This window comes from Nocardiopsis akebiae (assembly GCF_018316795.1).
Classification (GTDB): domain Bacteria; phylum Actinomycetota; class Actinomycetes; order Streptosporangiales; family Streptosporangiaceae; genus Nocardiopsis; species Nocardiopsis dassonvillei.
In genome coordinates this window covers 946,761-966,767 of sequence record NZ_CP074132.1, presented here as the reverse complement: position 1 = coordinate 966,767, position 20,007 = coordinate 946,761, and the positions used below count along the sequence as shown (strand labels likewise).

The 20,007-nt window shown below is 73.1% G+C and carries 19 protein-coding genes; 8 read left to right on the top strand and 11 right to left on the bottom strand.

Features of this window, described 5'->3' with window-relative positions; translation table 11 throughout:
* Positions 1-100 precede the first annotated feature (100 nt).
* A complete protein-coding gene (locus KGD83_RS04140) occupies positions 101-1,561 on the top strand; it encodes an alpha/beta fold hydrolase (protein WP_212642598.1) in 1,461 nt (486 codons plus the stop codon).
* An 82-nt stretch (positions 1,562-1,643) separates the two neighbouring features.
* Here the strand turns inward: KGD83_RS04140 and ptsP are convergent, their stop codons facing one another.
* From ptsP to KGD83_RS04110, 6 genes are all read right to left on the bottom strand, one after another.
* On the bottom strand, positions 1,644-3,347 hold the full coding sequence (ptsP, locus tag KGD83_RS04135; protein ID WP_212642597.1) for a phosphoenolpyruvate--protein phosphotransferase: 1,704 nt from the start codon (positions 3,345-3,347) through the stop codon (positions 1,644-1,646).
* Between the two features lie 387 nt (positions 3,348-3,734).
* Positions 3,735-4,775, bottom strand: a complete 1,041-nt coding sequence (locus KGD83_RS04130; RefSeq protein WP_212642596.1) for a zinc-dependent dehydrogenase — start codon at positions 4,773-4,775, stop codon at positions 3,735-3,737.
* Between the two features lie 65 nt (positions 4,776-4,840).
* Positions 4,841-5,284 (bottom strand): PTS sugar transporter subunit IIA, encoded by a 444-nt coding sequence (locus tag KGD83_RS04125; RefSeq protein WP_212642595.1) that lies wholly within the window; start codon positions 5,282-5,284, stop codon positions 4,841-4,843.
* Entirely contained in the window at positions 5,274-5,582 is a 309-nt protein-coding gene (locus tag KGD83_RS04120; protein ID WP_013155222.1) for a PTS sugar transporter subunit IIB, read from the bottom strand. The genes KGD83_RS04125 and KGD83_RS04120 overlap by 11 nt, the downstream gene beginning before the upstream one ends.
* Positions 5,582-6,688: a PTS mannitol transporter subunit IICB gene (gene mtlA, locus KGD83_RS04115; RefSeq protein WP_212642594.1), complete on the bottom strand. Its 1,107-nt coding sequence runs from the start codon at positions 6,686-6,688 to the stop codon at positions 5,582-5,584. Before mtlA ends, KGD83_RS04120 begins: the two co-directional genes overlap by 1 nt.
* Positions 6,689-6,840: 152 nt before the next feature.
* A complete protein-coding gene (locus tag KGD83_RS04110) occupies positions 6,841-7,602 on the bottom strand; it encodes a DeoR/GlpR family DNA-binding transcription regulator (RefSeq protein WP_017563623.1) in 762 nt (253 codons plus the stop codon).
* A gap of 331 nt (positions 7,603-7,933) precedes the next feature.
* Between KGD83_RS04110 and pfkB the strand changes: the two genes are divergently transcribed.
* The 3 genes from pfkB to KGD83_RS04095 all read left to right on the top strand — a co-directional run bounded on the left by pfkB (position 7,934) and on the right by KGD83_RS04095 (position 9,507).
* The gene (gene pfkB / locus KGD83_RS04105; protein ID WP_212642593.1) at positions 7,934-8,875 is read left to right on the top strand and encodes a 1-phosphofructokinase; all 942 of its coding nucleotides are present in this window, start codon (positions 7,934-7,936) and stop codon (positions 8,873-8,875) included.
* Positions 8,876-8,929: 54 nt separating this feature from the next.
* Positions 8,930-9,199 (top strand): HPr family phosphocarrier protein, encoded by a 270-nt coding sequence (locus KGD83_RS04100; RefSeq protein WP_013155226.1) that lies wholly within the window; start codon positions 8,930-8,932, stop codon positions 9,197-9,199.
* A 128-nt stretch (positions 9,200-9,327) separates the two neighbouring features.
* Complete coding sequence (locus tag KGD83_RS04095; protein ID WP_212642592.1) at positions 9,328-9,507, top strand: hypothetical protein; 180 nt, start codon at positions 9,328-9,330, stop codon at positions 9,505-9,507.
* Between the two features lie 96 nt (positions 9,508-9,603).
* On the opposite strand, the gene KGD83_RS04090 is transcribed toward KGD83_RS04095, so the two are convergent.
* Positions 9,604-10,368: an SDR family NAD(P)-dependent oxidoreductase gene (locus KGD83_RS04090; protein ID WP_212642591.1), complete on the bottom strand. Its 765-nt coding sequence runs from the start codon at positions 10,366-10,368 to the stop codon at positions 9,604-9,606.
* A 316-nt stretch (positions 10,369-10,684) separates the two neighbouring features.
* Here KGD83_RS04090 and KGD83_RS04085 point away from each other — a divergent pair, with 316 nt between their 5' ends.
* The gene (locus KGD83_RS04085; protein ID WP_212642590.1) at positions 10,685-11,572 is read left to right on the top strand and encodes a LysR family transcriptional regulator; all 888 of its coding nucleotides are present in this window, start codon (positions 10,685-10,687) and stop codon (positions 11,570-11,572) included.
* A 63-nt stretch (positions 11,573-11,635) separates the two neighbouring features.
* Here the strand turns inward: KGD83_RS04085 and KGD83_RS04080 are convergent, their stop codons facing one another.
* Complete coding sequence (locus tag KGD83_RS04080) at positions 11,636-12,628, bottom strand: YihY/virulence factor BrkB family protein (protein WP_212642589.1); 993 nt, start codon at positions 12,626-12,628, stop codon at positions 11,636-11,638.
* Between the two features lie 156 nt (positions 12,629-12,784).
* On the bottom strand, positions 12,785-12,958 hold the full coding sequence (locus tag KGD83_RS04075; protein WP_212644648.1) for a hypothetical protein: 174 nt from the start codon (positions 12,956-12,958) through the stop codon (positions 12,785-12,787).
* Positions 12,959-13,264: 306 nt separating this feature from the next.
* Here KGD83_RS04075 and KGD83_RS04070 point away from each other — a divergent pair, with 306 nt between their 5' ends.
* The gene (locus tag KGD83_RS04070) at positions 13,265-14,536 is read left to right on the top strand and encodes an MFS transporter (protein ID WP_212642588.1); all 1,272 of its coding nucleotides are present in this window, start codon (positions 13,265-13,267) and stop codon (positions 14,534-14,536) included.
* 353 nt (positions 14,537-14,889) lie between these two features.
* Complete coding sequence (locus KGD83_RS04065; RefSeq protein ID WP_212642587.1) at positions 14,890-15,924, top strand: nitronate monooxygenase; 1,035 nt, start codon at positions 14,890-14,892, stop codon at positions 15,922-15,924.
* Positions 15,925-16,019: 95 nt separating this feature from the next.
* Here KGD83_RS04065 and KGD83_RS04060 read toward each other — a convergent pair whose 3' ends face one another.
* Both KGD83_RS04060 and KGD83_RS04055 read right to left on the bottom strand, forming a co-directional pair.
* On the bottom strand, positions 16,020-16,304 hold the full coding sequence (locus KGD83_RS04060; protein ID WP_212642586.1) for a DUF1540 domain-containing protein: 285 nt from the start codon (positions 16,302-16,304) through the stop codon (positions 16,020-16,022).
* Positions 16,305-16,618: 314 nt separating this feature from the next.
* Entirely contained in the window at positions 16,619-16,969 is a 351-nt protein-coding gene (locus KGD83_RS04055; protein WP_249352135.1) for an enterochelin esterase domain-containing protein, read from the bottom strand.
* Positions 16,970-17,221: 252 nt separating this feature from the next.
* Between KGD83_RS04055 and KGD83_RS04050 the strand changes: the two genes are divergently transcribed.
* A complete protein-coding gene (locus KGD83_RS04050) occupies positions 17,222-19,774 on the top strand; it encodes a penicillin acylase family protein (protein ID WP_212642585.1) in 2,553 nt (850 codons plus the stop codon).
* Positions 19,775-20,007: the final 233 nt, after the last annotated feature.

Here is a 20,007-nt window from a genome sequence, read left to right as displayed (position 1 = left end):
GGAGGCGCGCACGGAGCGGCCGACATTAGCGTGCGGAGGGTTCGCACCGTTCGACCACGGACGGTGGACCCGTACAGAACCGTGTGATGGGAGAACCCCCGTGCCCCTTGCCCGAAGAGCCGCGCTGGCCGCGACCTCCGGACTGCTGCTCACCGCCGTGGCCACCCCCGTATCGGCAGCGCCCGGACCGGAACCGGAGTGGAGGCCGTGCTCCGACGTCGCCCGGGGGTGGGACGAGAGCGACGACCGCACCCTGTGCGCCACCGTTCCGGTGCCCCTGGACCACGGGGACCCCGACGGGCGCACGATCGACATAGCGGTGACCCGTGTGCCCGCCGCCGGGGAGAACGCCTATCCCATCCTGTTCAACCCCGGCGGCCCGGGGCATCCGGGCGTGACCATGCCCGGGCGCATCCTCGGCAGCGAGGCCGCGGACCTGGCGCTGAACCACGACCTCGTGGGATTCGATCCGCGCGGCGTGGGCTACAGCGAAGCCGTGGACTGCGGCCTGGAGGCGACCGCTCCCGACCCCGGTCTGAGCGAGGAGGAGAGCGCACGGCACGTCGCCGAGGAACAGAGCCGGATCAACCGCGAATGCCACGCCCGGGACCCCGAGTTCGTGGACTCGCTGACCGCGGAGAACGTGGCCCGGGACATGGAGCTGATCCGCGAGGCGCTGGGAGCGGAGACGATCGGCTTCTACGGGGTGTCCTGGGGAACCCTGCTCGGCGCCGCCTACCGGTCGATGTACGACGACCGGGTCGAGGCCATGCTCCTGGACTCGGTGATGTCGCCCGAGGCCAGTGTCACCGTGTTGGACGAGGGGCAGGCCATGGCCGCCCAGGCCGGGTTCCACCGCTTCGCCGACTGGCTGGCCGAGCACGACGACCACTACGGGCTCGGCACGGACGCCGACCGCATCCGGGAGGAGGTGTACGGGCTGCGGGAGGAGCTGACTGAAGAGCCCCGCACCGGCCCCGACGGGGCGGTCGTCGACGGCGAAGCCGTGACCGCGCTGCTGGCCACCCCCGAACGCGAGTGGCCCGCCAACGCCCGCTCCCTCGTCACGCTCCTCGACGGGGGCGTGCCCGAGACGGGGGCCGCCCACGGGCCGGTCTCCGGCGCCGGTTGGGACTCCGAACCCGTCTTCGACTCCTTCGCGCAGGTGTCGCTGCTCTGCAACGACTCCGACAGCCCGCGCGACTTCGACCAGGTGTGGCAGAACCGGTTGGAGCGGGCCGAACGGTACCCCGTCATGGGCACCATGGGCTTCTACGAGCACTCCTGTGTCGGGTGGCCCGAGGAGGGTGCGGCTCCCGACCTGAACCGCGGGGACAGCCCGCTGCAACTGGTGGGCCACGTCAACGAGATGATCACCCCGCACGACTGGGCGCTGGACATGAGGCGGGTCGTCGGCGGAGAGGTCATGAGCGTGGAGGACGACGGGCACGGAACCCTCTCCGGCCTGGACTGCGCCGCGGCGGCCGTCGACTTCTTCGACACCGGGCGGACCACCACGCGGACGTGTCCGGGACCGCCCGCGCCGACCCCCGAGGGCTGAGGACGGCTTCGCCCACGGCCGTGCGCCCTCCCCGTGTCCCGGATGCGAGGAGGGGAGGGCGCACGGCCCGCCCTGACGGGCGTCAGCGGTCGGCGGCCTCCGGGTGGGCGGCGGCCCTGACCGCCTCGCGCGCCTGCTCGGCGCTGGAGGCGGCGACCGCCAGGTCGGCCAGTCTGCGGCATTCGCTGTGGGTGTGCAGGGCCAGCGCGTGGCGCACGGCGGGCAGGGCGGGCGCGGACATCGACAGGCTGGTCGCGCCCAGCCCCACCAGTACCAGGGCCAGCAGCGGGTCGGCGGCGGCCTCGCCGCACACGCCCACCGGGCGTCCCGAGCGCTCCCCCGCGCCGCCGACGGTGCCCACCAGCTGGAGCAGCGCGGGCTGCCAGGGGTCGAGCAGGTCGGGCAGCGCGCCGAGGGTACGGTCGGTGGCCATGGTGTACTGCGCCAGGTCGTTGGTGCCGATCGAGACGAAGTCCACCCGGGACAGCAGCCGGTCGGCGAGCAGCGCCGCGCCGGGCACCTCGATCATCACGCCGACCTGGTCGAGCCCGGCCTCGCGGGCGAGGGAGACGAACTCCTCCGCCTCGTCGGGCGTGGACACCATCGGCGCCATGACCCGGACCTTGGCGGAGGTCTCCCGGGTGGCGGAGGCGATGGCCGTGAGCTGGTCGGTGATCAGGTGGGGGTGCACCCGCGAGGTGCGGAAACCCCGTACACCGAGCGCGGGGTTGTCCTCGTGGCCGGTCGCCGCGAAGGCCAGGGGCTTGTCCGAACCGGCGTCCAGGGTCCGCACCGTGACCGTGCGCCCGGCGAACGCCTCGAACAGGGCCGTGTAGGAGGCGGTCTGCTCCTCGACGGTGGGCGGGTCGGAGCGCTCCAGGAAGAGGAACTCGGTGCGCAGCAGCCCCACGCCCTCGCTGTCGTGGGCACCGGCCTTCTGCGGGTCGCCCTCGCCGACGTTGAGCAGCAGCGAGACCGGGACGTCGTCGGCGGTCCGGCCCGGACCGGTGGCCCTGGCCAGCAGCGCGCGCCGCCGCTCGATGCGCTCGCGCATCCGCTCGGCGAGCTCCTCGTCGGGTTCGACCTCGACCGTTCCGGCGTCGCCGTCCACCGCCACCGGCGTCGCGTCGCGCAGTTCGGCGGCCCCCGTGCAGCCGACCACGGCCGGGATGCCGAGCGACCGGGCCAGGATGACCGTGTGGCTGGTGGGTCCGCCGTAACGCGTGACGATGGCGAGCACGCGCTCGACGTCGAGCTGGACGGTGTCGGCGGGCGCGAGGTCGTCGGCGACCAGCACGTGCGCGACACCGGGGTCGGGCAGCCCGGGCATCGGCAGCCCCAGCAGCACGGCGGTGGCGCGGTCCCGGATGTCGGCGAGGTCGGCGGCGCGTTCGGCGAGGTAGCCGCCCGCCGCCTGGAGCAGCTCCTGGTAGGCCCCGCAGGCCGCGTGGACGGCCCAGGCCGCGGGGTCACCGGCCTCGGTGCGCTCGGCGGCGCGGCGCGCGAGCTCTGGGTCGCGGGCCATGAGCGCCTGGGCGCTCAGCACGGCCGCCGCGTCGCCCTGGAGGTCGGCGGCCCGGCCTTCGAGCAGGACGGCCACCTGTTCCAGGGCCTGTCGCGCCCGCGCGGCCTCCTCCCCCGCGTCCACGACGGTGGGCCGCTGGTCGGGCAGGGACGGCGGTGGGGCCATGCGCGCCACCGGGCCGACTGCGGCCCCCGGGCTGGCGGGGATACCCGTCAGCCGGGTGTCACCGGCTGCGGCGGGGAGGGGTTCGGTCTTCGCCATGGTCGCTCCGTACGTCGGGAAGGGCCGGGATGGTGTGGACGGGGCCCGTCAGGGCCGGTGCCCCGCCGGAGCGCCCTCTCCCCGGGCGCGGGGAGCGCGGGCGCCGCCGTGCCGACGGTGCGCGGACCGCTGGTCGCGGGTCGCGGCGGGAGGTCGGCTGCGCGGGGCGGTGCGGGTGACGGGCGGTTCGCGTGTCCGGCAGAAGTCTTGTGTGTCCAGGAAACCGCAGGGAGGCGGGCGGCGGTAGCCCCTGTGGACAACCCGGGAGGACGGGGGCGCGACCGCGCCCGCACGTCGCGGGAAGCCGCCGGCCCCGGGCGGGCGGTACCGTCGCCGCACCGGGGCGGCGACGGTACCGCCTTCGCGCACGCGTGCTGCGGCCGGGCGCTACGGCTGGATGGTCACCTTGATCGCGGTGCCCGAGGCCACCGTCTCGATGGCCTTGTGCACGTCGGACAGGGACATCCGCTCGGTGATCAGGTCGGCCACCGGCACGGCGCCGGAGGAGATCAGCTCCAGGGCGCGGCGGTTGTGCTCGGGGCTGGAGCCGTTGGCGCCGAAGATCGAGATCTCCCGGTAGTGCACGGCGTTGGAGTCCAGCTGGATGATCGGCGCGTCCTTGGGCAGGCCGCCGAAGAAGCTGATCCGGCCGCTGCGCGAGACCATGCGCAGCGCGTCCTCCTGGGCGCGCCCGGAGGCGGCGGCGGTGATGACGACGTCGGCGCCCCGGCCGTCGGTAAGGCGGAGCACCTCCTCCACGGCGTCGGTCTCGCCGCCGCAGACCGAGGCGTCGGGCTGGACGATGTCGGCGGACATGTCCAGGCGGCCCCGGTTGATGTCAACCAGGTAGACCTTCGCGGCGCCGCGCGCGCGGGCCAGCCGGACGTGCAGGCAGCCGATCGGACCGGCGCCCATGACCACGACCGTGTCGCCCTCGCCGACACCGGCGATCTCCTGGCCGTTGAGCACGCACGCCAGCGGCTCGGCGACGGAGGCCTCGGCCAGGTCGATGTTGTCGGGGACGCGGTTGACCCCGTCCACGGCCAGGACGGACTCGGGGATGATCATGTACTCGGCGAAGCCGCCGTCGTAGTGGTAACCCATGGACTCCTGGCGCGAGCACACGGTGAACCGGCCGTCGGAGCACTCCACGCAGGTGCCGCAGGGGATGGCGGCGATGACCTGGACGCGGTCGCCCTCGGCCCAGCCGGTGACGCCCTCGCCCACCTCGACGATCCGTCCGGCGATCTCGTGGCCGATCACGCGGGGCGGACGGATGTGGTGGTGGCCGTGCCGGGAGATCTTCACGTCCGTGCCGCACGTGGAGCAGTTGACGACGGCGATCTTGAGCTGTCCGGGTCCGGCGGTCGGCTCGGGGGCCTGCTCCAGTCGGATGTCACCGGGGGCGTAGAAGCGGGCGACGAGCATGTTCGGGCCTTTCTGCTGGGCCCGCCGGCCCTGGGTCAGGGGACCGGCGGGTGGTTCGGTTGGGCTCAGCCGTCCTGTAGGGGGCCGAGCAGTTCGAGGACGTCGGACGTGGTGCCGGCGGAGCGCAGGCGCGCCGCCTTCTCCGGGTCGGTGAGGATCCCCGCCAGCGAGGACAGCACACCCAGGTGCTCGTCCCCGGAGGCGGCGATGCCGATGGCCACGTGGACGGTGGGACCGCCCCAGTCGACCCCGCCGGGGAACTGGACCACGGCCAGCGCGGTGCGCTTGACCAGCGCCCGTGAGGCGTCCGTGCCGTGCGGGATGGCCACGCCCTCACCGACGAAGGTGGGGATGGAGGCCTCCCGCTCGTGCATGGCGGGCACGTAGCCGGGTTCGACGGCGCCCAGTTCCACGAGCAGGGCGCCGCACTGGTCGATGGCGTCGGCCCGGTCGGCGGCCTCGCGGCCCAGTCGGACGGCGTCCTCGGTCAGCGCCAGATCACTCGGCAAGGGTGCTCCCGTTCTTCACAGCCTGCTCCAGGCGGGTGAACGCCGGGTCTCCCAGGAACATCTGGAAGCTGATCACGACGGTGCCGGGCACGCGGGTCCGGGCCCGGTCGACCAGTCCGGTGTGGCACAGGACCACGTCGGCGCCCTCGGGGATGCGGTCCACCGGGGAGTGCTCGACGGACACGCCGTACGGGGACAGGGTCTTGCTCAGCTGCGAGGTGAGCAGGACGCTGCTGCCCATGCCCGCGTCGCAGGCGACGACGACCTTCTTGATGTCGGAGCCCTCGATAGTGCTCATCAGCTGTTCTCCTGGTTCTGAGCGGCTTCCTGCTGGGCCTTCTCCTCGCGCTCGGCCTTGCGCTCGGACCGGCCGAAGCCGAGCAGGAGCGAGGCGATGACGAAGGAGACGATGGTGGCGGCGACGACCCCGGCGAGGACCTGCAGGTGGCCTCCCTGCGGGGTGACAGCCATGATCGCGATGATGCTGCCGGGGGAGGCGGCGGAGACGAGGCCGGCGTCCATGATCATGAAGGTCGCGACACCGGACATGCCGCCGCCGATGGCGGCGAGGATCAGCTTGGGCTGGGCGAGGATGTACGGGAAGTAGATCTCGTGGATCCCGCCGAAGAAGTGGATGACGGCGGCGCCGGGCGCGGTGGCGCGGCTGACCTTGGAGCCGAAGAACATCAGGGCGAGCAGGATGCCCAGGCCCGGTCCGGGGTTCGACTCGATGAGGAACTCGATGGCCTTGCCGTCGGCGACCGCGCGGGCCGTGCCCAGCGGGGTGAAGACGCCGTGGTTGATGGCGTTGTTGAGGAACAGCACCTTGGCGGGCTCGACGATGACCGAGACCAGCGGCAGCAGGCTCAGGTCGATGAGGAACTGCACGCCCTTGCCGAGGCCGGTGGCGATGCCCTCGACGATCGGGCCGACCGCGTAGACGCCCACGGCCGCCAGGATCGCGGCGAGGATGCCGGCGCTGAAGTTGTTGACCAGCATCTCGAAGCCGGCCTTGATGCGCGGCTGGACGACCCGGTCGAACTGCTTCATGAGGTAGGCCGCGAACGGACCCATGAACATCGCGCCGAGGAACATGGGGATGTCCGCGGAGACGATTACGCCCATGGTCGCGGCAGCGCCGACGACGCCGCCTCGCCTGTCGTGCACCAGCGCGCCGCCGGTGTAGGCGATCAGCAGCGGCAGCAGGTACTTGATCATCGGGTCGACGAGCCCGGCCATCTGCTCGTTGGGCCACCACCCGTCCGGAATGAACAGGGCGGTGATCAGGCCCCAGGCGATGAACGCGCCGATGTTGGGCATCACCATGCTCGACAGGAACCCTCCGAAGCGCTGTACTCCGGAGCGCACCGCGGTGAGTCTGTCCGTGCTCTGCTGTGTGGTCATGGGGGACCTCCTGGGAGGTGCGACGGGCGGGAATCCCGCCGATGAGGTGGGGAGGGGAAATGGGTGTCGATGTTGATGTGGATGGGAGCGGGGCGATCCGGGGCGGGGCGGTTCCGGACGGTGGAACCGCCCCGCTCGGTGTCCCGCCGTCGTCAGACCACCTGGACTCGGGGTCCGGCGGCCTCCAGTTCGTCGGCGAGACCGCTGGCGAGACCGGTGTCGGTGATGACCAGATCGAGGTCCTCGACCGCGGCGAAACGGGCGAAGTGGTCGTTGCCGACCTTGGTGTGGTCGGCGAGCAGAACGCAGCGGCGGGCCGAGGCGATCATGGTCCGCTTGACCTCCGCCTCCGCGGGATCGGGTGTGGTGAGCCCGCGTTCGGTGGAGATCCCGTTCGCCGCCATGAAGGCGACGTCGACGTAGGACTCGGCGAGGGAGCGCAGCGCCCAGGCGTCGACGGTGGCCTGGGTGCGGGTGCGCAGGCGCCCGCCGAGCAGCATGAGGTTGATGTGTGTACGTGGGGCGAGCGTGAGGGCGATGGACAAGGAGTTGGTGACGACGGTGAGTTCGCGGTCGGCGGGCAGCTGCTCGGCGAGGCGTCCGGTGGTGGACCCGGCGTCGAGCAGGATCGCGCCCTCCTCGGGGAGCTCGGCGAGAGCCGCCTTGGCGATTCGCTCCTTCTCCTGCGTCATGACGGAGTCGCGCACGTTGAGGGCGGGCTCGAAGCCCAGCCGCTCGACGGGGATCGCGCCACCGTGGACCCTGCGCAGGACCCCGTGGCGTTCGAGCGCCGTGAGGTCGCGTCGGATGGTCTCGTACGTGACGTCGAACTCCGCGGCGAGCCCTGTCACGTCGACCCGGCCGTCCCGCCGGGCGCGTTCGAGGATCGCCTTCTGGCGCTCTTCCGCGTACATGTTGGATCACCTGTGTTTCGGTGTGGTTTTCTGTGAGTTTAATGGTGTTGCCTGGGACACACAAGAGGTACCTTGAACCAATATCCCAGCAACACTGCTCGCAGCGAAGCCCCTACGGTCCGCCCGGACCCACCAGGAGTGTTTCATCACGCCCCGGCCGCGTCCGCACACCGGGGCACCCGTGACGCGAGTCCCCGGACCCCGTGACCGACAGTGGCCAAAACCGGAAACAAGGGCACAACAGCATTGACACACGCAAGCAAACACACATAATCAAAGGTAGTCCCACATCCGGACCGGGCCGGGCGCAGCCACCTCGAAAAGAGCACCCATGATCCTGACCCTCACCCCCAACCCGAGCGTGGACCACACCCTGGAGGTCAGTCACCTGACCCGCGGTGAGGTCCTGCGCGTGGGCTCCACCCGCGCGCAGGCGGGCGGCAAGGGCGTCAACGTCTCCCGCGCGCTGCGCCGTGCGGGCGTGCCCACACGTGCGGTACTGCCCGTGGGCGGCGGCGGAGGCGCCGAACTGACCACCCTGCTCGGGGACCTGCCCTGCGTCGCCGTCCCCATCCAGGGCGAGACGCGGGGCAACATCGCCGTCACCGAGGACGACGGCACCACCACGAAGCTCAACGCACCCGGGCCCGTGCTCTCCCCCGAGGAGACCGACGCCCTGCTCTCCGCCCTGGAGAGCGAACTGGACCGGGGCCCCGCGTGGATGGTGGCCAGCGGCAGCCTCCCCTCCGGCTCCCCCGACGACCTGTACGTGCGCGTCGCCGAACTGGCCGCCTCCTACGGGGTCCCGCTGGCACTGGACACCTCCGGCAAGCCGCTGGAGGCCGCGGCCCGCGCGGGGTCGGTGTCCCTGCTCAAGCCCAACCACGAGGAGCTGGCCGAGCTGATCGGCCGGGAACTGACCACCGTGGGCGCGGTCACCGAGGCCGCCCGCGAGGTCCTGGGGTGGGGCAACGGCTCCGCCCTGGTGACACTGGGGGGCCACGGTGCGATACTCGTGGATCCCGAGCACACGTGGTGGGCGCGCGGGCCCCGGGTCCGCACGCGCAGCACGGTGGGCGCGGGCGACTGCGCCCTGGCCGGGTTCCTGGGCGCGGACGGCTCCCCCGAGGACCGGCTGCGGCACGCCGTGGCGTGGGGGACGGCCGCCGTCTCCCTGCCTGGAACCACCGTCCCCTCCCCCGACGACGTGGCCGCCGACGCGATCACCGCGGTGGCCGACCCCGACCCGCAGCTGCCGGTCGACACGCTCTGACCCGGGCCTCCCCGCCCACCCGACGACCTCCCGACGACTTCTCCGAGGACTTCCATGCCCCAGCGCACCGTGGCCATCGCCTCCCAGCTCGGCCTGCACGCCCGCCCCGCCAGCCTGTTCGTCCAGGCCGTCAACGGCACCGGCCTGCCCGTCAAGATCGCCCGTGAGGGCCAGGACCCCGTGGACGCCCGCAGCGTGCTCGCCGTGATGGCGCTGGGCGTCAAGCACGGCGAGACGGTCACCCTGTCCTGCGAGGAGCAGGAGAACGCGGACAAGGTCCTGGACGAGCTGGTCGAGATGCTGTCCCGGGAACTGGACGCCTGACGGACGCCTGACCCGCGGGCTCCGCGCGGCCCCGCCCGGACACGGGCCGTCCCCCTCGGGGCGGCCCCTCCGGGGCGCGGGGCCGGCCGACCCCGGCCCCCGGTGTCGGGCGGGGCTACCTTGCCGCCATGGACACCTCACGCGACGACACCGTCATCGGCCCCTCGGGGATCTGCGGGCGGGGGCAGCACGACTGGAAGCACGATCCCCCCGGGGCGAAGCGGCAGGTCTGCACCCGGTGCCGCTCAATGTCCACGACGAACCACTGCGACTGCGCCGACTGCGCGCCCGGCGGCACGCGGGCCTGAGCCCTACGGAACCCGGGCGGCGCGCGGCCCCGCCCGCCCCGCCGGGACAGGGCCCAGACCCCTCGTGTCACACCGGCTACGGTTCCGGTCGGCCCGTCAGGACTCCCCCCGCTGAACACGGTGGACCTTGTGCTGGGCGGCCTGCGCGCGCGGGCGCACCACCAGCAGGTCGATGTTCACGTGCGGGGGCCGCGTGACCGCCCACACGATGGTGTCGGCGACGTCCTCGGCGCTCAGCGGATCGGGCACACCGGCGTAGACGGCGTCGGCGGCCCCGGAGTCCCCGCGCATGCGGTTGAGGGCGAACTCCTCGGTCCTGACCATGCCCGGCGCGATCTCCAGCACGCGCACCGGTTCGCCGCACAGCTCCAGGCGCAGCGTGGCGGCCAGGCTGTGCGCTCCGTGCTTGGCGGCCACGTACCCGCCGCCGCCCTCGTAGGCCGTGTGGCCCGCCGTGGAGGAGACCACCAGCACGGTGCCGTCCCCGCTGGCGATCAGCTTGGGCAGCAGGGCCTGGGTCATGTTGAGCACGCCGATGACGTTGACCTCGTACATGGCGCGCCAGTCGGCGGGGTCGCCCTCGGCCACGGTCTCCGTGCCGATCGCGCCGCCCGCGTTGTTGACCAGGACCTCGCACGAGGCCAGGGAGTCGGCGAAGGCGTCGGCGGCGGCCCTGTCGGTGACGTCGAGGACGTGGGCGCGGGCGCTGCGGCCCTCCCCGGCCAGTTCCTTCGCCAGCGCTTCGATGCGGTCGGCGCGGCGGGCCACCAGGACCACGTCGTAGCCCTGCTCGGCGAGGCCGCGCGCGGTGGCGGCCCCGATCCCGCTGCTGGCCCCGGTGACGACGGCGGTCGCTGACATGGTGGTTCCTCCCGGAAGTCGCTGTCGCGCCGAGCGTATCCGGTGGCTACGCCCGGCCCGCCGGGAGGAGGCGGCGGTCCGGTCGGCCGGGTTCGGTCGGCGGCCGCGGAGCCCCGCCCCGGGGGGTGTCGCCGTCCGCGCGAGGACCCGCACGGACGGGGCCCGGCGCGGGCCGCCGTCCGCCGCGCCGTCCGCCACGCGAGAGCCGGTCGACCGGGTATTACGCGTTCCGTGCTTCCATGAGGGGTGCTCACCGACCCGACGCGTGTCGGGGGCGGCACGCGCCAGGCGGGCGAGGACGAGGGGGACGGACCGGTTGCGGGGTATCGATATCCGGGAGTTGGAGTGCTTCCTCGTCCTGGCCGAGGAACCGCACCCCGGGCACGCCGCGGTGCGGCTGGGCGTCCCCGTGGAGACCGTGGACCGGCTGCTGCGCGCCCTGGAGGAGCGGATCGGCGCCCCTCTCCTGGACCGCGCGGGCCCGCGCCCGTGCCTCACCCCGTTCGGCGAGGAGTTCCTCGACGCCCTGCGGCCCGCCTACCAGAACCTCGCGGCGGTGGTGGACGGCGCGCGCGACCGCGCCCACGGCGGCCCGTCCACGGTCCGCCTCGGGTTCCGGGGCAAGGTGCACGGCCCGGTGGCCGAGGCGGTGCGCGCCTTCGAGGAGCGCGAGCCCGGCACGCGGGTGCGGATCGTGGAGACGGCGCACTCGGACCCGTTCGGTCCGCTGCGCGAGGGCGAGGTCGACGCCGCCGTCGTCCTGCTGCCGGTGCGCGAACTCGACCTGGTCGTGGGCGCGGTCTTCTCCCCGCAGCCGCAGCGGCTCGCGCTGCCCGCCGACCACCCCCTCGCCGCGCGTGCGGGCGTGGGGGTGGAGGACATGGCCCGGATCTCGCTCATCCCGGTCCGGCGGACCCCCGACCACTGGCTGCGCGTCCACGCCCCCACCGTCACACCCTTGGGCAGGACCATCCGCCACGAGACCGGAGTGGACACCCTGCGGGAGGGGTTCTCCCAGGTCGCGGCCGGGAGGGGGGCCATGCTGCTGAGCGGCGACGTCGCCGACCACGCCGACCGGGACGGGCTCGTCCTCGTCCCGGTCAGCGGTCTGCCGGAGTCGTCCCTCGGCCTGGTGTGGCCGCGCGGGGACCGGCATCCGAGCGTGCCGGTCCTGGCCACCGCCCTCGCCGAAGCCCTGGGCTGAGGAGCGGGCCGCGTTCGTCGCGGGTGCAACCGCACGGGGCGCCCGTGGGCGCGGCCCCGCCCCTCACTCCTGCCGGTGGTGGGCGCGGTGCTTCTTCTTGGGCACGTCGCGCATGTCCACGTAGGGCTCCTCGTCCACCGGCTGGCCGCCGGAGACGGCGCGACCGCGTTCGATCTCGGCGTTGAACTCCTCGCCGAGCAGGATCGCGATGTTGGTGATCCACAGCCACACCAGGAAGACGACCACCGTCGCCATGGTCCCGTAGGTCCTGCCGTAGGACGCGAAGTTGGCCACGTAGAAGGCGAAGGCGGCCGAGGCCAGCAGCCAGATCAGGACCGCCAGCACGCTGCCCGGGCTGACCCAGCGGAACCCGCGCCTGGCGTTGGGCGAGGCCCAGTACAGGAGCGCGATCATGAACACCACGATGAGCAGCAGCACCGGCCACTTCGCGATGTTCCACACCGTCACCACGGTCGAGCCCAGGCCCAGCAGCTGCCCGACCCAGGCCGCGGCGCTGCCGGTGAGGGCGACGCCGACCACCGTCAGGGACAGCAGGACGACCATGAGCAGGGTGACGCCGACGCGGATCGGCAGCGTCTTCCAGATGGGGCGCCCCTCGGGCACGTCGTAGACGACGTTGGAGGCGCGCATGAAGGCCGCGATGTAGCCGGAGGCCGACCACAGGGCGATCGCCAGGCTGACCAGGCCGAACACTCCCGCGGCCGTCTGGTTGCCCTGGAGGTTCCCGATGGCCGTCGTCACCAGCCGCGCGGCGTCGGCGGGCATGGTGGCGGAGATGTCGTCGGTCAGGGTCTGCGTCGCGGACGGCCCGGCGAGGCCGAGCAGCGACACCAGCACGAGCAGCGCCGGGAAGAGCGACAGGATCGCGTAGTAGGTGAGCCCGGCGGCGAGGTCGGCCAGCGCGTCCTCCTTGAACTCGCCGACGGTCCGGCGCAGCGACGCCCACCACGACGACGCCGACATGTCGGTCGGTTTCTCGGCCTCCTCCGGGGAGGGACGTCCGTCGTAGGCGTCCGAGGAGTCGCGTCCCACCATCTTCCCGTTCCTTCCCTCACCGGTCCCGGGCCTGACCCCGGACGAGGCGGGTCGAAGGGCCTCTTCGGACCCTCGCCCGGCACGCGTCGGCGCCTTTTCCGGTCGCCCGCCCACGGTCGTCCGGCCCGGAGGCGTTCTCCCGGGCCGGGGCGGGGCTCAGGAACCGCGCATCTCGTCCTTGGCGGCCCCGGCCTCGGTGCGGGCCTCGCCCGCCGGGGAGCGCGCCCGGTCCCCCGCGGTGGAGGCGACCTCGCCCGCCGCCCCTCGGGCGGTGTCGGTCAGGCGGCCGCCCGTACCCCCGGGCCCGTCTCCTTCCTCGTGTGAGTGCATCGCCAAGCCTCCTCGGAGTCGGCCCGTTGCTCGGTTGGCACCGCGACTACCCCGCCTCCATCCGGTCATGCACACCGGAACGCCGCACTTCAGACGGGCCGTCGGCCCTGGTCGCGCGGGTGCGGGCGGTCATCGCGGAACGCCTGGTGCCTCGCGCGGAGGCCGCGTCACACGGGGTCCGGGAAAAGCCGTGGCCGCCCCGGAAGGCGCGTGCTAGCTTGGGCGGAATTTCCGGCCGGAACGGCGAATGCCACCGCCGTCACGGGGCTCGCCGGTCCGTTGTCCTCCTCGACCAGGAAAACGCCCATGTCCGTGGAGAGAACCACCGAATCGTCATTGTTCCTGCGCTACACCTCGTTCGCGCTCCTCGGCTCTTCGGCCGATTTCCTTTTCGGCGCGGTTTTCGTCACGATCCTCCTGGGGCGCGGGGCGGACCCGTGGCTGCTGGGGCGGATGCTCGGTTCGACGAACCTGGTGGCCCTGCTGGTGGAGGCGCCCAGCGGCGCGCTCGGCGACCGCTACGGCCACCGCAGGCTGCTGGCGGTGGGGCTCGCCGTGTGGGGCGCGGGTTTCGTGCTGATGGGATACGCGGACGGGCTCGCGCTGACACTCGCGTCCATGTACCTGTGGGCGGTCGGCTTCCACCTCCAGTCGGGGACGCTGGTCGCGCTCGTGGTGAACCGGATCGGCGACCGGGACCGTCCCGCGCGGATCGCGCGGACGGTGCGCTTCGTCCAGGTGGCGGGCAACAGCGGCGCGGTGCTGGGCGCGGCCTCGGTGATGGTGGCGGGGACCTGGCTGCCCGCGGACTCCCTGGTGCTGGTGAGCGGCGCGGTGCTGGTGGCGCTGGCGTTGCTGGCCCCGGTGTGCTTCCCCCGCTCCCCCGGCCAGTCGGGACGTCCGCTCACCGCGATCGTCCGGGAGTCGGCCGTACTGGTGGCGAGCAGGCGCTTCGTGCCGCTGGTGGCCCTGTCGGCGGCGTCGGTGTCCGGGCTGGCCGCCCTCGTGCTCGCCTGGCAGCCGATGCTCGCGGCCGAGCACGGCGCGGACGTGCGGCTCAACGGCCTGGTGCTGCTGATGATGATGGCCGCCATGGCGGCGGGGTCGGCGTGTTCGCGGTTCGTGGGGCGCGACCGGCCCCACGTGTGGGGCCCCGTCTTCGCGGCTTCCGCCGGTCTGCCCCTGGTGCTGGCGGCGCACGGGGTCCTGCCGCTGGTGGCGGGGCTGATGGCGGCGGAGTTCCTGTTGGGGCTGGCCGTGGTGCTGTCGCACGTGTGGCAGCAGACGATGTTCTCCGACGCCAACCGCAACACCATGGCCGCGATGTTCGGGATGGTGGACAACACGGTGAGGATGCTGACCGTGCTGGCGTTCGGGTGGCTGTGGGAGCTGTTCGGACTGGAGTGGACGGTGACGGCGGTGGTCGGGTTCGGGGTGGCCGCGGCTCTGGCGACCGTCGCGCTGTACCGGCGGTTCCCGGAGTCGGCGCGGTCCGTCGGGGGCGCGGACGAGGGCGAGGGCAGGAGTGAGGGTGAGGGCTCCCCGGACGAACCGGAACTGGACGGGACGGGCGGATAGCGGACCGACGGGACGGGCAGCGGACGGAAAGCACGGATATCGGAGGCACCGTTCGCGGGCCTTTCCCGGCGGAACGGAAACAGGAGAACCCAACCCCCCTTTCCTCAGCCGTGGATAATCATCGTGCCCCGCGTCACAGAAATCTCCGCACGAACCGCCGTATCGCGTTTCGGGGCGGGTGCGGTCGAACTCCGGAAAACGCGCGCGGGTAGCATCTCCCGGATACGGGAGGCGCGGCCCGGGCGACGGCGCGCTCGCGGGTGCCGCGGGGCGGCCGGGCCCCGCCCGGAGCCGCCGGGGACGGGGACGCCGCCGCGCCTTAGCCGGACCGGCCGAGGACGAGGAGAGGAACCATGAGCCTGGCAGGGCTTCTGCGGGAGCGCCCGATCGTACAGGCGCCCATGGCGGGCGGGGCCGCCACGCCCGCGCTGGTGGCGGCCGTGGCGGGAGCGGGCGGAACGGGTTTCCTCGCCGCCGGGTACCTGGCCCCCGAGGTCCTCGCCGAACAGCTCGGGGCGGTGCGCGACGCCGGGGTCGGCGCGTTCGGGGTGAACGTGTTCGTGCCGGGCCCGCCCTCCGACCCGGACGTCGCGGCGTCCTACCGGTCCGACCTGGAGTCCGAGGCCGAGCGGTACGGGACGCCGGTCGGCGCCCCGGTGCACGACGACGACGCGTGGGCGGCCAAGATCGACCTGCTGGCGGAGGCGGCCGTGCCGGTGGTGAGCTTCACCTTCGGCTGCCCGGAGGCCGCCGTGCTGGAGCGGCTGCGCGCGGCGGGCAGTGCCACGGTGGTCACCGTGACCACGGCCGGGGAGGCGCGCGAGGCCGTGGCGCGCGGGGCCGACGGGGTGTGCGCGCAGGGCACGGAGGCCGGAGGCCACCGCGGCTCGTTCGACCCGGTCGGGGACGGCGGCCTGCCGCTGCGGGAGCTGCTGGCGGACGTGGTCGGCGCGGTGGAGGTGCCGGTGATCGCCGCCGGGGGGATCATGACCGGGGCCGACGTGGCCGGGGCCCTGGACGCCGGTGCCGCGGGCGTGCAGCTGGGCACGGCGTTCCTGCGCTGTCCCGAGAGCGGGGCCGACCCGCTCCACAAGGCCGCGCTGGCCGATCCCGCGTACACCGGGACGGCCGTGACGTGGGCCTTCACCGGGCGTCCGGCGCGGGGCCTGGCCAACAGGTTCATCGCCGAGCACCCGCGCAAGCCCTCCGCCTACCCCGAGATCCACCACATGACGAAACCGCTGCGCGCGGCCGCCGCCCGGACCGGGGACCCCGGCGGGATGGCGCTGTGGGCGGGCGAGGGGTTCCGGGCGGCCGGCGACGATCCGGCGGCGCTGGTCGTGGAGCGGCTGCGCCGCGAGGCAGCGGAGGCGGGCAGGAAGGTCTGAGGGCCGCCGGGAAGGACCCGGATATCGAGCCGGAACGCGGAGCGGCCCCGGGCGTGGTGCCCGGGGCCGCGGAATGGGCCGGTGCGCGGCGCCGCTCAGGCTGGCGCGTAGGTGAGGCAGTCGGCCTGCTGGCGCACGTACCCGACGGAGATGGCCGGGGCCTGGCACTCCAGCTGGACGTTGTGTTCGCAGTTCGACATCTTGCAGGCGCCGACCTGGCCCGTGGCGACGGGGTCGCCGCCCCGGGCGCTGTCACCGAAGAAGGTGTCGCACTGAGCGTGGGAGGAGTTCCCCACGGTGATGGCCAGTGCGTGGCAGGAGTGGTCGGTGTTGTAGGCGCAGGCGTCCACCTGGCACGAGTTCACCACGGGCATGTCCATCGCGTTTCCCCCCAGAGCATCGACGGCGCGTTCGAGGCTGCCAGACGGGACGTCCGGCTTCCAGGACACCGCCTCGTGTCACCGCTAGCAGGACGGAGTGTTGACGAAGGCTTGGCGAGGAGGCGACCCGGAGCGCGGTGCGGAGACGGCTCGGAGCGCGCTGGAGAAGAGCCCCGGAGCGCGGTTCCGCCGTGCCGGACCGGAGTTGTCCACAGGCGGAAGGAGGTGGCGGCGGCGTCGACCCTCCGCGCCCTAATCTGGAAACAGGGGGGTTCCCGGGCCCGTCTGTCCCGTGCTGCCCGCGCCGCGCTCCGTCAGCGCTCCCGGCCAGCGGAGACGGCGGGGGCGCGCTCGCGGCGGACGCGCACCGACTCCGGCCACTCCTCGGGCGGCGGGGGTTCGCCGTGCGCGGGGACCGGGGCGACGGAGCAGGAGGCCCGCCGGTCCCCGCGCGTCCGGTAGGTCAGGTGCCACACGTCAGTGCCGGGGATCCGCTCCGTGCGGTCGGCGTCGTAGGAGGAGGCGTCGGCGGCCTTGTCGGCCGCGTGCAGGAGGTCCCCGAGATCGTCGCCGCGGCGCCACAGGAAGGTGACCGCGCGGGGGCGGGCGACGCCGCCCGTCCGTCCGCTTCCGCCCGGCGGAGGCGGACGGACGGTGTCCGCCACGGGCACCGCCCGGTACCGTGCGGCGGATGCAGCCGATGCCGTGCGGCGGGCTCGGCCTGTGCCATGAAGCAGACCCGACCGGTTGCGGACAGCACGGATCCAACCGGGCGGCTGTCCGCTTCTGACCAGGTGCTTCGTGTCAGCCGCCGTTCGGCTCCACGCCACCTACCAGTTGGTAACAATTGGGTCCGTGTGTCCCTCCGGCCCTGGAGACTGTGACAGCGGACACCCTAGGGTTCCGCCATGGGTGTAATGCGTAAGCGTGTCCTTGTTCGCGTACTTCTGGGCTTCCTCGCCGCGGTCGTGGTGCTGGCCCTGGTCGGCGCGCTCTTGGGGATATGGACCGTCCGGAGGTCGTTCCCGGAGACCTCCGGAGAACTCCCGCTCCCGGGGCTGGAGTCCTCCGTCACCGTGCTGCGCGACGAGCACGGCGTCCCCCACGTCTACGCGGACAACACCCACGACCTGTTCATGGCGCAGGGCTTCACGCACGCCCAGGACCGCTTCTGGGAGATGGACTTCCGCCGCCACGTCACGGCCGGGCGCACCGCGGAGCTGTTCGGCCCCGACCAGGTGGACACCGACGTCTACCTGCGCACCATGGGCTGGCGGCACGTGGCCGAGCAGGAGTACGAGCTGCTCGCCCCCGAGACGCGGGCCCACCTCGACTCCTACGCGGCCGGGGTCAACGCCTGGCTGGCCGGGAACGACGGCACCGGGGCCAGCCTTGAGTACGGGCTGCTCTCCGTGCTCAACGGCGGCCACGAGATCGAGGAGTGGACGCCGGTCGACAGCCTCGCCTGGCTCAAGGCCATGGCCTGGGACCTGGGCGGCAACATGGCGCAGGAGACCGGGCGCGCCCAGCTGCTCGACGCCGGGCTGACCCGCGAGCAGATCGAGGAGCTGTACCCGGCCTACCCCCACGAGGAGCACCTGCCCATCACCGACACCGACGAGCACCTGCGGGAAGGGCCCGACGAGGACGACGCGGGCGACCTGCGTGAGGGTGACACCGGTGACGAGCGGCGCGCGCCCGAACTGCCCGGAGAGGCCGTCTCCGCGCTGACCGGGGTGGCCGAGGCCTCCGCCTCGCTCCCGCAGATGCTCGCTCCGCGCGACGCCTCCGGAGTCGGCTCCAACTCCTGGGTGGTCGGCGGGGAGCACACCGAGAGCGGCCTGCCCCTCCTGGCCAACGACCCCCACCTGGGCGCGTCGATGCCCTCCACCTGGTACCAGATCGGACTGCACTGCACCGAGCTGACCGAGGCGTGCCCCTACGACGTCAGCGGTTTCAGCTTCTCCGGTCTGCCCGGTGTGATCATCGGGCAGAACGAGTCGATCGCGTGGGGGTTCACCAACCTCGACCCCGACGTCATGGACCTGTACGTGGAGCGGATCGAGGGCGAGGACTACGTGGTCGACGGTGAGCCCCGGCCACTGGAGACGCGTGAGGAGACCGTCCGGGTCGCGGGCGGCGAGGACGTGGACATCGTCGTGCGCTCCACCCACCACGGGCCGCTGCTGTCCGACGCCGCCGCAGGCGCGCACCTGGCCGAGCTGGCCGAGGACCCGGAGCTGGAGGGCGCGGACGGCGGCGAGTACGCCGTCGCCCTGCGCTGGACCGCCCTGCAGCCGGGCACGACCGCGGACGCCATCTTCAGCATGAACCGGGCCCGCGGCTGGGACGACTTCCGCGAGGCCGCCAGCCAGTTCGACGTCCCCTCGCAGAACCTCGTCTACGCCGACAACGAGGGCAACATCGGCTACCAGGCCCCCGGGCTGGTGCCGGTGCGCGGCGAGGGCGACGGCCGCTACCCGGCGCCCGGCTGGGACTCCGACTACGACTGGCAGGAGTACGTCCCCTTCGAGGAGCTGCCGAGCGTGTACAACCCCGAGTCGGGCGTCATCGTCACCGCGAACCAGTCGGTCGTGGACGAGGACTACGACCACCACCTGACCGGGGACTGGAACTACGGCTACCGCAGCCAGCGGATCAACGACCTGCTGGAGGAGGCGATCGGGCAGGGGCCGGTCACGGCCGAGGACATGTCGCGGATCCAGAACGACTCGATGGATCTCAGCGCCGTGCGGATCGTCCCCCACCTGCTGGAGGCCGACGTGGACGGGACGGCCGCCCGGGCGCAGGAGCTGCTGCGCGACTGGGACCACCGCAACGAGACCGACTCCGCGGCGGCCGCGTTCTACAACGCGACCTGGCGCCACCTGCTGCCCCTGCTCTTCGACGAACTGGGCGAGCAGGACATGAACGGCGACTCGCGCGGGATGTACGTGGTGGGGCAGCTGTTGGAGGACCCGGAGTCGCCGTGGTGGCAGGGCACCGAGGCCAGCGGGCGCGAGGAGGTGCTGGCCGCGGCGATGGACGCCGCCGCGCGGGAACTGACCGAGCTGCTGGGCGAGGACCCCGCCGACTGGCGCTGGGGCGACCTGCACACCCTGACCGCGACCCACGAGTCGTTCGGAACGTCGGGCATCGGTCCGGTCGAGTGGCTGTTCAACCGCGGCCCAGTGGAGAGCGCGGGCGGCTCCAGCATCGTCAACGCTACCGGCTGGAACCCGGCCGAGGGGTACGGGATCAAGACCGTGCCGTCCATGCGGATGGTGGTGGACCTGGCCGACCGCGACGCGTCGACGTGGATCCACCTGACCGGCAACTCCGGCCACGCCTTCCACCCCAACTACGACGACCAGCTGGAGCCGTGGAGCCGGGGTGAGACCCTGCCGTTCGCGGTCACCGAGGAGGCCGTGCGCGCGGCCGCCACGGACGAGCTGGTCCTGAATCCCTAGGGACGATCGACCGGAACCGGCGCGGGTGTGGACCACGGGTTTCCACCCGCGCCGGTCCCGTACTCACAGTGCTCGTCGGCGGGTACCGGGTCCGGGCTGGACGCACGCCCTGCCGGTGTGACGCGGGCGGGCGAAAGGGGCGGCACGGACGGTGCCAGCGGGACGGTGCCAGCGGTACTGTCGCGCACCGCGGGACGGGTGTGCCGTTCCGGTCCGAGGCCGGATGGTGCCGT